This is a genomic window from Providencia alcalifaciens DSM 30120 (assembly GCF_000173415.1).
Lineage (GTDB): Bacteria > Pseudomonadota > Gammaproteobacteria > Enterobacterales > Enterobacteriaceae > Providencia > Providencia alcalifaciens.
Genome location: NZ_ABXW01000074.1, coordinates 1 through 16,245, shown reverse-complemented (window position 1 = coordinate 16,245; position 16,245 = coordinate 1). Strand labels below are relative to the sequence as shown.

The 16,245-nt window shown below is 40.1% G+C and carries 13 protein-coding genes; 6 read left to right on the top strand and 7 right to left on the bottom strand.

What is annotated here, in order from left to right; all coding sequences use genetic code 11:
- Positions 1 to 403: 403 nt before the first annotated feature.
- From PROVALCAL_RS18075 to yieE, 5 genes are all read right to left on the bottom strand, one after another.
- Positions 404 to 1,786 (bottom strand): APC family permease, encoded by a 1,383-nt coding sequence (locus PROVALCAL_RS18075; RefSeq protein ID WP_006660794.1) that lies wholly within the window; start codon positions 1,784 to 1,786, stop codon positions 404 to 406.
- Positions 1,787 to 2,310: 524 nt separating this feature from the next.
- Entirely contained in the window at positions 2,311 to 2,868 is a 558-nt protein-coding gene (locus PROVALCAL_RS18065; RefSeq protein WP_006660792.1) for a hypothetical protein, read from the bottom strand.
- 166 nt (positions 2,869 to 3,034) lie between these two features.
- Complete coding sequence (locus tag PROVALCAL_RS18060; RefSeq protein WP_006660791.1) at positions 3,035 to 5,014, bottom strand: ligand-gated channel protein; 1,980 nt, start codon at positions 5,012 to 5,014, stop codon at positions 3,035 to 3,037.
- Positions 5,015 to 5,397: 383 nt separating this feature from the next.
- A complete protein-coding gene (locus tag PROVALCAL_RS18055) occupies positions 5,398 to 6,885 on the bottom strand; it encodes an amino acid permease (RefSeq protein ID WP_006660790.1) in 1,488 nt (495 codons plus the stop codon).
- Positions 6,886 to 7,027: 142 nt separating this feature from the next.
- Positions 7,028 to 7,891 (bottom strand): DNA-binding transcriptional regulator YeiE, encoded by an 864-nt coding sequence (yieE, locus tag PROVALCAL_RS18050; RefSeq protein WP_006660789.1) that lies wholly within the window; start codon positions 7,889 to 7,891, stop codon positions 7,028 to 7,030.
- A gap of 191 nt (positions 7,892 to 8,082) precedes the next feature.
- On the opposite strand from yieE, the gene PROVALCAL_RS18045 reads away from it, so the two are divergent.
- Together PROVALCAL_RS18045 and nfo are read left to right on the top strand one after the other, a co-directional pair.
- Positions 8,083 to 9,162 (top strand): YeiH family protein, encoded by a 1,080-nt coding sequence (locus PROVALCAL_RS18045; protein ID WP_006660788.1) that lies wholly within the window; start codon positions 8,083 to 8,085, stop codon positions 9,160 to 9,162.
- Between the two features lie 287 nt (positions 9,163 to 9,449).
- Positions 9,450 to 10,295, top strand: a complete 846-nt coding sequence (nfo, locus tag PROVALCAL_RS18040; RefSeq protein ID WP_006660786.1) for a deoxyribonuclease IV — start codon at positions 9,450 to 9,452, stop codon at positions 10,293 to 10,295.
- Positions 10,296 to 10,369: 74 nt separating this feature from the next.
- Here the strand turns inward: nfo and fruK are convergent, their stop codons facing one another.
- Complete coding sequence (gene fruK / locus PROVALCAL_RS18035; RefSeq protein ID WP_006660785.1) at positions 10,370 to 11,305, bottom strand: 1-phosphofructokinase; 936 nt, start codon at positions 11,303 to 11,305, stop codon at positions 10,370 to 10,372.
- Between the two features lie 167 nt (positions 11,306 to 11,472).
- Here fruK and PROVALCAL_RS18030 point away from each other — a divergent pair, with 167 nt between their 5' ends.
- From PROVALCAL_RS18030 to yeiP, 3 genes are all read left to right on the top strand, one after another.
- Complete coding sequence (locus PROVALCAL_RS18030) at positions 11,473 to 11,913, top strand: nucleotide triphosphate diphosphatase NUDT15 (protein ID WP_006661421.1); 441 nt, start codon at positions 11,473 to 11,475, stop codon at positions 11,911 to 11,913.
- Positions 11,914 to 12,063: 150 nt separating this feature from the next.
- The gene (gene mtr, locus PROVALCAL_RS18025; RefSeq protein WP_006660783.1) at positions 12,064 to 13,308 is read left to right on the top strand and encodes a tryptophan permease; all 1,245 of its coding nucleotides are present in this window, start codon (positions 12,064 to 12,066) and stop codon (positions 13,306 to 13,308) included.
- 141 nt (positions 13,309 to 13,449) lie between these two features.
- Complete coding sequence (yeiP, locus tag PROVALCAL_RS18020; RefSeq protein ID WP_006660782.1) at positions 13,450 to 14,022, top strand: elongation factor P-like protein YeiP; 573 nt, start codon at positions 13,450 to 13,452, stop codon at positions 14,020 to 14,022.
- 154 nt (positions 14,023 to 14,176) lie between these two features.
- Here the strand turns inward: yeiP and PROVALCAL_RS18015 are convergent, their stop codons facing one another.
- On the bottom strand, positions 14,177 to 14,509 hold the full coding sequence (locus PROVALCAL_RS18015) for a fimbrial protein (protein WP_226890312.1): 333 nt from the start codon (positions 14,507 to 14,509) through the stop codon (positions 14,177 to 14,179).
- A gap of 1,067 nt (positions 14,510 to 15,576) precedes the next feature.
- On the opposite strand from PROVALCAL_RS18015, the gene mepS reads away from it, so the two are divergent.
- The gene (gene mepS / locus PROVALCAL_RS18010; RefSeq protein WP_039862397.1) at positions 15,577 to 16,164 is read left to right on the top strand and encodes a bifunctional murein DD-endopeptidase/murein LD-carboxypeptidase; all 588 of its coding nucleotides are present in this window, start codon (positions 15,577 to 15,579) and stop codon (positions 16,162 to 16,164) included.
- Positions 16,165 to 16,245: the final 81 nt, after the last annotated feature.

Below are 16,245 nucleotides of genomic sequence, written 5' to 3'. Positions count from 1 at the left end.
CTGTCAGGGTATTGCCATTAATATCCTTTCACAATATCACATAAGATTAATATGTTAAGAAATTATTAATCCCCTTCAGAAATAAAAACAGCACCCAATGGTGCTGTTTTTATTAGTCTTCAATTTCAGTTCGTAGTTCGTAGTTTGCCGTTTGCCGTTTGCCGTTTGCCGTTTGCCGTTTGCCGTTTGCCGTTAAATTATTTTGATACTTACATGCATTCAAAATAATTCGTGTTGTAGCTAGGCGGCAAGCAAGCTAGCCCCTAGGAGCATACATAAGTATGTGACTAGGGCTAGCGCGTGCAGCCAACAACGCTACAGCGCGAAGTATGAAGAATTGCTTTCCCTAAATATTTCAGTGCTGTAGCCAACAACGCTACAGCACGAAGTATGAAGAATATATCTAAACGTCGCTCATCTGCGGCATAGGCCTACGGAACATCCGAGTCAACACCGCCATATACACCAAACCAACCGCCGTCCAAATCAAACCATAAACCATTGAATCTTCTTCGATATTCAACCACAGCACACAGACTGTGAGGGTACCGATGATCGGTAATATCAAATAGTTCATGATGTTCTTAAAGCCTTTAATACGGCGTTCACGAATAAAGAACTGGCTGATCACTGAGATGTTCACGAAAGTAAATGCAATCAGTGCACCAAAGTTAATTAACGCGGTGGCGAAATCCATCTCAAACCAGATAGCGCCAAGAGCTAAGAAACCAACTAACAGAACGTTATACGCTGGTGTACGCCATGTTGGGCTCACGTAACCAAAGATTTTCTCTGGGAATACGCCATCACGCCCCATAACATACATCAAACGCGCACTCCCCGCATGGGCAGCCATGCCCGATGCTAATACAGTAACGCAGGAGAACACGAGAATAATCGCTTGGAAGAACGATCCTGCGACAAACCGCATGATGTCTGGCTGTGTTTCGTTAATATTCGCAAAACGTGAAACATCTGGGAAAAATTGTTGTAAGAAGAATGAAACGGTAATAAAGATCACACCACCAATCAGCGCTGTTAGGAAAATAGCACGAGGGATGACTTTACCTGCGTTTGGCGTTTCTTCTGACAGTGAACTTAACCCATCAAAGCCTAAGAATGAGAAACAGAGTATCGTCGCCCCTGCAATCAGTGGGATCAATTCCGTTTTTTCATTCGCAAATGGATTAAATGTCCATATCTCCCCTGAACCTTCACCATTTGAAACGCCGTGGATCACTAAACCAGTAAAGACGGCCATTACCCCTATTTGGATAATCGCAATAACCGTACTTAGGTTTGCAATTACGTTGATACCCCGTAAGTTAGCAGCCGTCATTAAAATAACTAAGCCAATCACAAAGAACGCAGGTTCAACATTCGGGAAAATATCTTGTAAATAGATTTTCGCCAATAAAATGTTAATCATTGGCATGAAAATGTAGGACAGCAAAGATGTCCAACCCACAAGGAAACCAATATGTGGACTCATTGATTTCTGGGCATAAGTATACGCTGAACCAGCGGATGGGAAGCGTTTTACCAGCTTACCGTAGCTCAGTGCAGTAAACAGTATCGCAGCCAGTGCAATAATGTATGAAGTCGGGACGTGACCACCAGTCTTATCTGATACCATTCCGAAAGTATCAAAAATAGTCATTGGCTGAATATACGCAATACCGATCATGACGACTTGCACAAGTGTTAATGTTTTCGCAAGTTGAACTCGGTTATTGGCGCCAGTTTGGTTGTGGCCGATATCTAAAGGTACGGAATTATTTTGCATGATAAAGCCCTCCCATAACTTTCGATTGAGTACTTCGACTCAATCGACAGTTACTGGGAAGACTTTGCATCTGTCTATAAGCAGAGAAGAACGATGAGAAGTGAAAAAGCGTCTGTGCGAAGCCGGTGTTTGCTCCGTAGTCATCAATGCGGCAACGACGACCGCTCGGCCCTGCTGCCAGTGCAAAAAAGTAAGCCATAAAAGCATTCCTCAAAGCTGTAGCATGAAATATTCGCTACACGTAAATATTTATTTATCTATCCGGCCTGATATCCGGCCCCGTTAAAATGAAAGAACCCTAAAAAGCAAAAAAACCGATGCCGGTTTTTATCAGGCATCAGTCATTTTTTAGTCCGCGCATTTTGCACGTCATACCTGTAAATAGCAAGCCAATTTGTTAACAAAGTGCCCTCTTTTCTATGAGAAATTTTGATAATTTTGGACTTTTTGTTCCACTAACTAATATGACAAGTTTTTATGGGGATTATCGCAATTTAAACCTCTCGGTTAGCCCATACAAAATACTAAACCGGTCTATCTAATTTTGCTGCACTCTTTTCCAAAAGCATATCTAAGCTTGAATGCAATAATTTACTTTTTACCGCCTTCGTTTCAGATTGAAGCTCGCTACCCACTTTATTGTCCATAGTATAAACAGTGACTTTGCCTTCTTGATGGTTATAAATCAGTAAACCATCCACGCCATAATCATACTGATCCTTAAAATTACCTAATACAAGCTGCATACTGTTTCTCGCAGCAACATCACCATTTACCGCTTTACGTAACGTTTCAATCGATAACCCGACAGGAACCGAATAGACATACAACACTTCCACATCAGAATCACCATCATCACTGCCATTACACATAAAACAGGCTTCTCGCTGCACTGATGAGAGTCGTTCCATTTTGCGTAATTCGATTAATAACTTTTGACCATCTTGATACGGTGATTGTGAGATATCGAGGAACACTAATCGGTATGGTCCGGGATCCCCTGCAAGTGCGTAAGAAACGCTACCAATGAATAATAAAACACTCAAACAGCAAGCACTAAAATAGCGGGTAAGTTTGGGCATAATCTGTTCCTACTAGACTCCATAACGGTATGGTAGATTCACTCTATTACGCTCGAATGACTATATCTTTATTTCTGAATTACTTATTTTCTTTTTGAATAATAGTACAAAAAAACCCTTTGGCGACAAACCAAAGGGCTTATAGGCATAAAAATTAGTGGTCTAATTAGAAGTTGTAGTTGATACCGATATTATAACGACGACCTTCTAATTCAGCACCATATGTCCCTTTATCGACACGACGATCCAATACGTTATAAACACCACCAACTATATTGGCATTTTTACTCAATTTATAACTCGTACCAAGGTCAAACAGGGCATAAGATGGTGTACCTTTACTCATTTGCTGGCCACGACCTTGATAGTCTGAAGTTTCACTACGGAAATTCATACGACCCCACGTTTGTAAATCTTCCGTTGTATCCCAAGTCAAGGTGGTATTTACCATGTGTTTAGGCTGTTTACTCAACGGTTTACCTTTATTCACCCCACTTTTTTGTTCTGTGTGGGTATAGGTATAGTTCGCTGCAAACTCGAGGTTATCAAGAATTCCCCAGTTGAAGGTCACTTCAACACCTTGCATTCTTGCTTTGTCGACGTTGGCTTTATCGCTAACAAAACGGTAAGGTTTGCCTGGAGTATCCCCTTCACCATCCGCTAAAGTACAATCTCTAATCGTGTCAATGCTGTTATCACAACGTCTGATTTCCGTAATCTTATCTTTGAAATCAGTATTATAAATAGTAACTCCAGCAGTTAGGTTATCTTGGTTATTCCAGATAACGCCAATTTCTTCTGTAATACTTTTTTCTGGTTTTAAGTCAGGATTACCATAAATAATCGCATTCCCTTTATTGCCACCAGTTGCTTGTCCCCAATTTGCAGATGATTCACGTAAGCTTGGTGCTTTATAGCCAGTAGAGACACCACCTTTAATTGTCCACTGCTCATCTGCATGCCAAACACCATATAAACGAGGAGTCCAATGCGCACCGTAGTTTTCATCATTATCCATTCGCAGACCACCAGTTAATGCAAAATCATTTGTCATTAACCATTCATCTTCTGCAAATAATGCCCAGCTGTATCTATCTAGCTCACTATTTCCCGGTAGTTTGTTACTCTGATCTTTTAGCTTTTCTTTACGGTACTGACCACCAATACTGACACTGTGATCACCCAGTAAAAAAACACTTTGATTACGGAAGACTAAATCTTCTGCCGTCATTTTACGACCTGGGTTTTTCGCTTCATCGTACTGAACATACGTGTCCGTCGATGCAATATCATAAGTACCAGTGTGGGTTAAAGCCATATGAGTCATATCATACTTGCTAAATCCGCTACCATCACCACGAGCTGCGGTATAACCTTCACGATAGTCACGATGCTGATTATCTTTTTTAAAGTCTAAATCAAACGCATTTTGCTCATTTGGGGTCAGTGATAATGTACCACCGCCACTTGTCATAATTTGGCGACCAAATCCATCGATAATTTTATCTTCACTACGGTGTGAATATTGACCTTGTAACTTTACTCCCAATAAACCATCAACTAATGGTCCGGATGTATAGAAGCTACCTTGCCCGGTATTACCCGAATTTTTGCGCTCTGTAATTGTGGTATCGGCACGTAAACTCGTTGTCCACTCTTGTTGAACACGACGAGTAATAATATTGATAACCCCACCCATAGCATCAGAACCATACAGTGAGGACATAGGACCACGCACGACTTCAATACGCTCAATAGCAGGTAATGGTGGTAACCAGCCTTGTTCGATACCTGCACCATCACTATTTGGTCGAATGCTACGTGTATCCACACGTTTTCCATCGATAAGGATCATGGTGTACTTCGCATCCATCCCGCGGATACTAATATCGGAGCTACTACCCCCTCCTGTGACTAATACACCTGGAACATCTTTCAGCGCATCCGTGACATCGCGGTAAGCTTTAGTCTCTAATTGCTCGCGCGTTACCACTGAAATTGATGCTGGGGCATCTTCAATTTTTTGCTGGTAACCTGATGCAGTCGTTACAAAAATTTTGTCGCTGCTATCATCCGCAAACGCAGGTACTGTAGTCATAGCCGCAATAATGCTAACTGCGATTTTTCTTTTAGTAAAAACAACCATTCCCGACTCTCCAAGAGATTTCTTTTCTTAACAATGAATTTTTATGCTCAGCACTAGGGTTATGCGCCCTATAGGATTATTATTTTTGTCATGATACTTTCTGAGGTTTACCACTTTTGAAGCAAAATCAAATAAGTAATTAGCTCTCATTCGCAGGCGGTAACAATAATGCAAATGGTAATACTTATCAATAGCATCATTAAATAATTAATGAGTTCCAATGACCGATTGTGTGACTTGATTCAAAACTTGAATCTTTTGAAGGGGAATTGGTGGATGTTCAAGCATCTGTAGATAAAAAAAAGGGTAATGCTGTCAGCGAATTAACTGACTCACATTACCCTATGACGATACTGTTCTTTTAATTATCTTTAGCGCAAAAATTACTTCTCTAAGTTTTCTCTATAAGACGGAAAACTCATCTCTTTATAACGCACAATCGACGTTTTTCTCACTATCTTGTACCCAAACCAGATAGCTAAAAACAGTGGAATACCGATATAGGTCGCAGTCACACCTACCCAGTCAATCTTATCTTCTAAGAAAGCTTGATAGTTCTGTCCTAACGTGATGACTAAGCACAGAATAAAGGCAAAAATCGGTCCTACTGGGAAGAAGCCTGAACGATATGGCAGGTCATTTAAATCTTTACCTTGGGCGATATAGCCTCTTCTGAAACGATAATGGCTAATAGCGATCCCTAACCACGCAATGAAACCTGTCATCCCCGATGTATTTAATAACCACAGATAAACGGTTTGATTACCAAACATTGAGCTTAAGAAACATAAGCCAGCAACAACGGTTGTCGCTAATAATGCATAGCGCGGTACGCCACCTTTAGACAGCTGAGCAAAAATCTTCGGGGCTTTACCTTCGCGGGCTAAGGTATACAGCATACGGGTTGACGCATACATACCCGAGTTACCCGCCGAAAGTACTGCGGTTAAAATAACAGCGTTCATCACAGCAGCTGCTGATAATAACCCTGCGTTCTCAAACACTAGGGTAAATGGGCTTACGCTAATATCTTTGACATCATTACGTAATAAGCTTGGGTCAGTGTAAGGAATGATCAGGCTAATAATTAAAATCGCGAAGATATAGAATAAGAGGATACGCCAGAATACTTTACGTACAGCACGAGGAATATTTTTCGCAGGATCTTTTGATTCACCTGCAGCAATACCAATTAGCTCAGTACCTTGGAACGAGAACCCAACAATCATTGCCACACCAATCATTGCAGAGAAACCACCTGCAAATGGCGCATCACCAATTTCCCAGTTATGCCAACCTGCATTTTCCGCCCCGTTCATGATGCCAAAAATCATCAATACGCCGACGATAATAAAAATAACCACCGTGGTGACTTTAATCAGGGAGAACCAGTATTCTGCTTCACCAAATCCTTTAACGGAGATGTAATTCAGTAAGAAAATGATCGCTAAGAAGATAGCACTCCAGATCCAGCCTGGGGTATCTGGGAACCAGTAAGTCATAACCAGTTGTGCCGCGACAAGGTCGACAGCAATAGTCACTGCCCAGTTGTACCAGTAGTTCCAACCTAATGCGAAACCAAAGCCTTCATCGACATACTTTGCACCGTAGGTTGCAAAAGAGCCGGAGACTGGCATATAAGCTGCCAATTCACCTAAACTGGTCATTAAGAAATACACCATTAATCCAATAATGGCATAAGAGAGGAGAGCTCCACCTGGTCCGGCTTGTGCTACTGTGGCACCGGATGCCACAAATAAACCTGTTCCGATGGAGCCGCCAATTGCGATCATTGCGAGGTGACGGGCTTTTAGCTCACGACGTAATTTTTGTCCGCCGCCCATAGATGTCGTGGTATGTTGTTCTGCCATCTGTTCCCTGTATTTTATTTTCAGTCAATAACGCGGGGATTCTAACAAACTCAAACGGCAGAACTAAGCAACTCTTTGCTGTTATAAGATACCTTCATAATCCAACGATAATTATTAGCAAAACACGTTATGATGGTTTCATTTAGTTACAGTAAGCCAGCAAATTAGTAATCGCATTAGAAAGATGCTTCTGACGGTGATAAATCAGATATAACGTACGCTCAAGTTGCAGTTCTTCAACTTCAAGCTCCACCAGCGTGCCATTTTCTAATTGTTCTGCAATCACTCGTCGAGATAAACAGCTAATCCCCATCCCAAAACGTACTGCATGTTTGATCGCTTCTGAATTGCCAAGCTCCATTAAAATCTGGAAACCAGGAAGATGAGCAAATAGCAGTTGATCCAAGACATCTCGCGTACCCGAACCGCGTTCACGTAAAATCCATGGCGCGTCTTTCAGATCTCTCACGGTGACTTTTTTCTTCGCTAATGGGTTACTTGGCGCTGAAAACACCACTAATTCATCTTTTAGCCACGGTTTTGATATTAATTCAGGGCTATGACATACCCCTTCAATCAATCCCACATCGGCTCTAAACTCCATGACGCCTTTAATGACTTCTTCAGTATTACCAATAAATAATTCCAGTGGAATTTCAGGATTATCATGGCGATATCCAGCTAAAATCTCTGGCAACATATAGTTCCCAATGGTAGTACTCGCCGCCAAGCGAACGGCGCCCATCTCTTTTTTAAACAGTTGCTCAACTTCAAACGCCTGTTCTAATAGCGCTAATGCTTTTGGATAAAGAAGACGCCCATGTTCATTCGTAACAAGCCGTTTACCTACTCGGTCAAAAAGTTGTACCCCTAATTGCCCTTCCAAATCAGTGAGTGATGCACTCACTGCGGACTGAGATAACGCCAATAATTGCGATGCTTGCGTCGTGGAGCCACTTTTTAATACTTCCGTGAAAACCTCAAGTTGCCTCAGTGTAATACGCATACAGAAAGCTCCAGCTTGATTATCTAGTTGTAATAATATTGTTAATATTAATCATTTATTAGCAATATACCAGAAGAAACTGTTAACCTGTTTATTAGATAAATAATACAAAAACAATCAATTTAGATTATTACATTTTTTGTTATATGCTTATTCCAACTTAATCTAAGTCGTCATTAAAGAGTGTAGTCATGGATAAAACAGGAACCAAAGCAATAACACAAAATCATTCGTTTCCTATTCTCAAACTTATCCCAGGGATCATTTTAGCGGGAATTTTAACTGCCGTTGCAATCTACCTTGGTGAACAGTCTTGGTTTATGGATATCGGATTAGGTGCACTCACCCTCGCTATCCTTCTTGGTATTTGCGTGGGCAATACCATTTACCCTGCGATCAGCACAAGTAGTGATGCTGGGATCAAATTCGCAAAACACTATTTTCTCCGTGCCGGTATTATCCTGTATGGGTTCCGTTTAACATTTCAGCAAATTACTGATGTAGGTGCCACAGGGCTCATTATTGATGCACTCACCTTAATCACCACTTTTTTATTGGCTTACTGGTTAGGTAAAAAAGTGTTTAAACTTGATGATGAAACAACAATGTTAATTGGTGCTGGTAGCAGCATTTGTGGTGCTGCCGCGGTCATGGCAACAGAACCTGTCGTGAAAGCATCCGCAAGTAAAGTCGCTGTGGCGGTATCAACGGTTGTTATCTTCGGTACCATTGGTATTTTCGTCTATCCGTGGTTATATCAGCTAAATGCTCACTTCGGATGGATCCCTGCGACTCAAGAAAGCTTTGGGATTTATATTGGTTCAACCGTTCATGAAGTCGCACAAGTGGTTGCCGCAGGGCACACAATTGGTCCCGATGCTGAAAATGCGTCAGTGATTGCAAAAATGTTACGTGTCATGATGTTAGCACCATTTTTAATCATTTTGTCTGCATTTATTAGCCGTAAAAGTGCTGCAAATACCCAAGATGGTGCACAAAAAAGTAAAATCACCATTCCTTGGTTTGCTGTGATTTTTATTCTGGTAGCTGCATTTAACTCATTCAATTTACTACCAGAGCAGCTGGTTAAACACATTATTACCTTAGATACCATTTTATTAGCGATGGCAATGGTGGCTTTAGGGTTAACGACCCACGTTAGCGCTATTCGCCAAGCCGGTATCAAACCATTGCTGATGGCTGCTATTTTATTTGCTTGGTTAATTTTTGGTGGCATTGTGATTAACGTCGCTATTCAGTCTCTATTTTAACCCGCATTTTTTACTGGCTAAGTTTAGCGCCTTTGAACACCTCCGATTGCCGCTTTTATAAGCGGCTTGAGGTTGCTGACAAAGAGGGATAAAACAGGGTTTTTCCCTCTTTGTGTTATCGGGCGAAAATCAATAAATTGATTTTCCTTGTCAATTTTACAACTCAAAAGCACCATTTTCAGGACCCTAGGGTTGAAAATGGTCTATTGCCGCTTTTATAAGCGGCTTTTTTATTGGTTTCATTTCTTTAGTTATTAATGGCATACTCCTGAAAAAAGGAGTCAATCATGAAATATGTTGGAGCACACGTCAGCGCCTCTGGCGGCGTTGACCAAGCAGTTATTCGCGCCCATGAAATTGGTGCCACCGCATTTGCTTTATTTACGAAAAATCAACGTCAATGGAAAGCCGCCCCACTTAGCGACGAAATGATCAAAAGCTTCAAGCAAAATTGCGTTAAGTATGGCTATGGTAAACACCAAATTTTGCCCCATGATAGCTACCTCATTAATTTAGGGCACCCAGAATTTGAAGCTTTGGAGAAATCCCGTACCGCTTTCATTGATGAAATGCAGCGCTGTATGCAATTAGGTATTGACTTGCTCAACTTTCACCCAGGTAGTCATCTCAAGCAAATTGAGGTGGATGACTGTTTAGCCCGTATTGCTGAATCTATTAATATCGCCTTAGCCGAAACCGAAGGTGTGATTGCTGTGATTGAAAATACCGCAGGTCAAGGCACTAATCTGGGCTTTGATTTTACGCATTTAGCCAAAATCATTGAACGCGTTAAAGACCAAAGCCGTGTCGGCGTATGTATTGATACTTGCCATGCTTTTGCTGCAGGCTATGATCTGCGTACAGAAGAAGATTGCGAGAAAACCTTCCAGCAATTTTCCGATATCGTCGGCTTTGAGTTTTTGAAAGGTATGCATCTTAATGATGCAAAAAGTGAATTTGCTAGTCGTGTTGACCGCCACCATAGCTTAGGAGAAGGTAATATTGGTTACGCGCCTTTTCGCTATATCATGAAAGATGCACGCTTTGATGGTATTCCCCTGATTTTAGAAACGATTAACCCCGATATTTGGCCACAAGAAATTGCATGGTTAAAATCGCAACAAAATAGTTAACTGAGTGACGCAACAAAAAGGCAGCCTTCTCTGAGCTGCCTTTTTATGGAATACCTGCAATATTAATTCAATAATTACAGTGATTTCATCTCAATTTTCGCCATCATATCCGCCAGTTTATTTCGGTTTTTCAAGCCTACATCAGGCTGTGAAACAGACAATGCAGAAATTGCCGTTGCCATACGTAATGTATGTTCGCTAGTTTCACCATTCAATAAACCATAAGCGAGCCCAGCCACCATCGAGTCTCCAGCGCCAACGGTACTGACCACTTCACATTGAGGCGGTTTTGCTAACCAAGAACCTGATGCATTTACCCAAAGCGCCCCTTCTTCTCCAAGGGAAATCACCACGTGGGAAATGCCTTTATCACGCAGTTCATGAGCCGCCGCAATCACCTCTTTTAAGTCTGGTAATTTACGTCCGACCCATGTTTCTAACTCTTGGCGATTCGGTTTAACTAACCATGGGGATGCTTTAAGCCCTGCTTTTAAAGCTTCACGGCTACTGTCAAAGATAATGCAAGGACATAATTGGCGCAGACGGGTCATCCAACGAGTAAATTCTTCTGGCTCAATCCCGTTAGGTAGGCTGCCGCTTACCACGACCATGTCGAAATGACCTAACCAATTTAGAGATTCCGTTGAAAAACGGTTCCAATCTTCTTTGCTGACATCAAAACCGGAGAAATTGAAGTCTGTAGACTCACCGTTATTCTCTGTAAGTTTAACATTAATGCGTGTTCGACCAGGCACCATACTAAAACGGTTAGCCATGCCATTTTCGCTAAAGAAGTGTTGGAACTCTTCTTGGTTATCTTTACCCATAAAACCACTAACGGTGATATCAATACCAAGGTCACGCAGGACTTTTCCTACGTTGACGCCTTTGCCTCCGGCATTAAGACTAGCGGTCTTAACTAAATTGACTTCACCGACTTCGATTGAAGGGCATAACCCCACAAGGTCATAAGCAGGATTTAATGTAATTGTAGCAACCCGGCGAGTCATAACCACTTATCTCCCTTATCATTATTGTCTTATCACACGATTTTCAGGGCATAGTTATAACATTAATAACGCTTGATTTCAGTGATATTTGTATTTTTTGCTGATTGTAATTTAAACCCAACGTGGCAAAATTCTTTCCCGTAAAAAGACAAGAAGAAGGAAAAATAATGTCGAATCCTCAATATGTTGTTGTTGGTGTCGGGGTGCTTATCACTAACAGGCAAGGACAAATCCTAGTCGGTAAACGTAGCAGCAAACATGCGCCTTATTGGTCCATTTTTGGTGGTCATGTTGATCCAGGGGAATCTTTTGAAGCTTGTGCAATCCGCGAAATAAAAGAAGAAATTGGGATCGATATCACATCCCCTACTGTATTTGGTATCAGTAATAACGTTGAAACTTTCCGACAAGAAGGCAAACACACAGTATCTATCTGTATGCATGTGGAATATAACGGAACTGTTGCACCGCAAATTATGGAAACCGATAAATGTGAAAACCTGTTATGGATTTCCCCTACAGACCCCTTACCTGAGCCCCATTTTGAAGCTAGCCGTAATGCAATTGACCTCTGGCTAACTCAACGCTTTTATCACCAACCTATATAAACCACGCCATATGCACAAATATCACCCCATTTGTGCATATAACAATCACATCAGATTATTTTTTATTTTATTATCTTTTATATGTTTACATTATTTCACACCTAATGTATCGTTCAGCTAGTACAGTGAAACAATCATTCAGGAGTCATCATGGAAGCTGATGTTATAAAACCACCAAAACGCCCCTCTATTTTAGGCGGCTCAATGATCATCGCAGGTACCGCTGTTGGTGCCGGTATGTTTTCTATTCCAATGGTGACTTCAGGTGTGTGGTTTTCCGGCTCAGTCGTGTTATTAATCTACACATTTATCTGTATGTTATTGTCAGGATTAATGATTCTAGAAGCAAATATGAATTATCCGGCAGGTGCCAGTTTTCATACGATGGTCAAAGATCTATTAGGCTCAAGCTGGAATACCATTAACTCTTTATCTATTACCTTTGTTTTGTATATTTTAACGTATGCATACATTTCAGCAGGTAGTTCTATCATTACTGAAAACGTGTCGAAATATGCTCAAGTTCCACAAGCAATTTCAGGTCTCGTTTTTGCCTTAGTGATTGCATTTTTTGTTTGGTTATCAACTCGAGCGGTTGATAGGCTAAGCACCATTCTCATTGGTGGGATGGTTATCACATTTGTGATGTCAATTGGTGGAATGGTGACAACAGCATCACCGATGGTTCTCTTCGACCAATACGACAATAATAACAGTGAATATTTACCATATGCATTAGCGGCTCTCCCTTACTTACTCACCTCTTTTGGTTACCACGGTAACGTACCTGGGTTAGTGAAGTACTATAATAAAGACAGCCGCAGTGTCATGCTGAGTTTGGTATATGGCGCAGGGATCACTGTCACTATCTATATATTATGGCAGTATGCTATCCAAGGTAATATTCCTCGTTCATCCTTTATTGAAATAAGAGAAAACGGTAACAATATTGGTGCACTGCTGAACCAAATGAATATTTCCGCCCAGAGCAGCTTTATTTCACAATTTTTAACACTGTTCTCGTATATGGCGCTAGCAAGTTCATTTTTGGGCGTTTCCCTTGGCTTATTTGATTTTATTGCGGACTTCTTTAAGTTTAATGATAGCCATCAAGGGCGTTTCAAATCCGTTATCATCACCTTTTTACCACCCACAATTTTAGGCTTGGTGTTCCCTAACGGCTTTATTTATGCCATTGGATTTGCGGGTCTCGCAGCAACCATTTGGGCGGTGATTATTCCAGCCTTGATGGCAAGAGCAAGCCGTAAACGTTTTCCAAATAATAGCTATCGAACACCGGGTGGAAGCTTTGTCATTGGATTTGTGATCTTATTTGGTTTGATTAACGCAACCGCACATATTCTCTCTCTGTTGGGGCTTCTCCCCGTCTACTAAGTTACCCGCAAGCTAACATTGATTAAAAAGAGATCCCTAGTGTGAAAACTAGGGATTTTTTTGATGTTAACATCTTGCCTAATCCCTTATCTGCGAGTAATTTTGTCGAACTCTTTTTGACAATAACAAAGAAGGTTATTTATGGCCAAGGCCAACGAAATCAAACGTGGTTTTGCAATAAACTACAATGGGAAATTACTGCTGGTTAAAGACATTGATATCCAATCGCCAAGCGCTCGTGGAGCAAGCACACTCTACAAAATGCGTTTTACCGATGTCAAAACTGGCCAAAAAGTTGAAGAACGCTTTAAAGGCGACGATATTTTAGACACTATCTCATTAACACGTCGTGCGGTAAGTTTCTCTTATATCGATGGTGATGAATATGTGTTCATGGATAATGAAGACTATACGCCTTACATCTTTAAAAAATCAGATATTGAAGAAGAATTGTTATTTATTCCTGAAGAAGGTTTACCAGGAATGCAGGTGTTAACAATGGATGGGCAAGTTCTTGCTCTCGAATTACCGCAAACTGTTGATATGGTCATTGTTGAAACCACTCCTGCGATTAAGGGAGCTTCTGCAAGCGCACGAACTAAACCTGCCACACTGCCGACTGGATTGACAGTTCAAGTTCCTGAATATTTAACGACAGGCGAAAAAATCCGTATTCATATTCCAGAACGTCGTTATATGGGTCGTTGCGATTAATTATCCTGCACTATTTTCTTGTCTTGAAAATAAGCTTACATTACCTATGGGCACTTCGCCCATAGGCGTCATTATAAATAAACATCACTAATTCATCCTAGAAAAGCATTCCATTTAACATTCAAAATTTAATATAAAAATGACAATTTAGTTATTAATCATAGATAACCGTGTAAACTCCTATTTTATTTTCCTTATTAATCCATTTAAATGTTTGAGTTCCTTTGTGATTTGGAAGCACAGTCCCTTTTTCAGTCAATTTATTAATTTTCATTGATGTTGTTTTTACTTTTCCATCATCATTCCAACATTTTGTATCAATATTCTGCTCAATACTCGTGATAACGCAAGGTGATGCGACAATTGCGCCGACAAAGTGGATAGTACCTGATGCAACGGGTTTTGCTTCGCTATGTGTAGAGGCTTTAGCATGCATACCGAATGTTAATGCCATTAAAGAAAACACTGCTAATGTTATTTTTTTCACTGAGTGATCCACAAGAATTTCTCCGCTTAAAATTAAGATATCGTCAATTATCAAAATTTATTTACATCTAATTGATGCGTTATTTAATAAATTTCGGCTGAGAGCTTAATTTGCGTGGAAAAATAGTTATTTCACTTATAGTCGCTATTTTTTATTTTCATCAATCAAAACATAATTTCTTCTATTAGCACTTGAGATTTAACTTAAAACCAATAACTTCCTTTGGATTTTATTTCATCTATATAACAAATTGCCGCTTATTTTATTCATTTTAGCCATTAAGCCTATTGATGAGATTTCATCTTATTCATTAGGCTTGAAGAATCAAGTCAGCCTTTCAAACTCATTTCTCGTGTATTTTTTTAATATCAAACCAATCTACGTAATTCAACTAACGCATATTTAGAGTAATATGAATTGATTTATAATACGTACGGTTATTTCATTACATTCAATTACGCACCAATGTGTAAAAAATACACGATAGAGAGTTCGATGAATTCACAACATATTCCACTCAAATACACACTATTTGTTTTTACATACACGTGACAAACAATATAAATTTAAACTTCTTTACAAACCATGTTGAAATTTAAAAAATAACTGCTGTTTTTATAAAGATATTGGATAGTAAATGTGACCATGATCATGTTTTGTATGCAAACGGTCTCAGTAAAAGCGTGAAAACACTGGATTATTCGTATTCTGAAGGCAAGTTAATGATGGATCTCTCGTTTTATATAATGTTTTGTAAATTATGTCCCCATTAACTCGCCATTTCAGCTTTGTTTATGTATATTCTTTATGTTTGGTTAAAGAACCAATATTTATCAGCCAAATATATAAAATAAGTACGATTTTTAGCAGCTTCTGATTATCTATTTATAATCACAGGTGTTAGAGCACATGCGAGCTGCTAATTTAGAGCATATTTTGTTCGATACATAAACACTTTCTGCGAAAAATACACTCAGTCGGCATAATGCGTTTTTCACAGGGATCAGTTTAAGTGTGTTGTGTAGTTTCCACACAGCAATAAATAAATGGCAAGGGATATTCTATTAATGTTAACTTCTGAAAAATTTAAGCGCTATATCTGGCGCATTGTTCCGGCAGTGGCAATTGCCGTAACACTTTCAGCATGTACGGCACCGAAAACGTCAAAAAATGGTCAAACTACCGCAAGATCCTCTGATGCTCGTATGTTAAATGCAACATCAAATGACTCCCTTGCAATGGCTTCTCAAGATGAATTCGAAGATTTAGTCAGAAGTGTTGATACAAAATCCAAGATTATGAACCAATACGCAAGCTGGAAAGGTGTTAGCTACCGTTTAGGTGGAACCACTAAAAGTGGTATTGATTGTTCTAGCTTCGTGCAACGTACTTTCCTCGAACAGTTCGGCGTTCAACTACCCCGTACTACCTCTGAACAAGAATCTTCAGGTAAAAGTGTAAAACGTAATAATTTAAGAGCGGGTGACTTAGTATTATTCAAAACTGGTCGCACGATGAAACATGTAGGGATTTATATCGGTGACAATAAATTTGTCCACGCCTCTACAAGTAATGGCGTTATTGTTTCTGAAATGACTAACGATTATTGGAGTAAGCGTTATTACGCAAGTCGCCGTGTCGTGAATGGTTCATAAAATCCAGAAACATTAATGCAGTAAGTTATATAGATACCTTGCCAATAAAAAAAGCTTCCAGGCTCTAAACTGGAAGCTTTT

Coding starts and splice junctions, on each gene's coding strand:
- PROVALCAL_RS18030 (WP_006661421.1), top strand. CDS start 11,473: ATGTCGAATCCTCAATATGTTGTTGTTGGTGTCGGGGTGCTTATCACT.
- nfo (WP_006660786.1), top strand. CDS start 9,450: ATGAAATATGTTGGAGCACACGTCAGCGCCTCTGGCGGCGTTGACCAA.
- PROVALCAL_RS18060 (WP_006660791.1), bottom strand. CDS start 5,014: ATGGTTGTTTTTACTAAAAGAAAAATCGCAGTTAGCATTATTGCGGCT.
- mepS (WP_039862397.1), top strand. CDS start 15,577: ATGTTAACTTCTGAAAAATTTAAGCGCTATATCTGGCGCATTGTTCCG.
- fruK (WP_006660785.1), bottom strand. CDS start 11,305: ATGACTCGCCGGGTTGCTACAATTACATTAAATCCTGCTTATGACCTT.
- PROVALCAL_RS18045 (WP_006660788.1), top strand. CDS start 8,083: ATGGATAAAACAGGAACCAAAGCAATAACACAAAATCATTCGTTTCCT.
- PROVALCAL_RS18065 (WP_006660792.1), bottom strand. CDS start 2,868: ATGCCCAAACTTACCCGCTATTTTAGTGCTTGCTGTTTGAGTGTTTTA.
- yieE (WP_006660789.1), bottom strand. CDS start 7,891: ATGCGTATTACACTGAGGCAACTTGAGGTTTTCACGGAAGTATTAAAA.
- mtr (WP_006660783.1), top strand. CDS start 12,064: ATGGAAGCTGATGTTATAAAACCACCAAAACGCCCCTCTATTTTAGGC.
- yeiP (WP_006660782.1), top strand. CDS start 13,450: ATGGCCAAGGCCAACGAAATCAAACGTGGTTTTGCAATAAACTACAAT.
- PROVALCAL_RS18075 (WP_006660794.1), bottom strand. CDS start 1,786: ATGCAAAATAATTCCGTACCTTTAGATATCGGCCACAACCAAACTGGC.
- PROVALCAL_RS18055 (WP_006660790.1), bottom strand. CDS start 6,885: ATGGCAGAACAACATACCACGACATCTATGGGCGGCGGACAAAAATTA.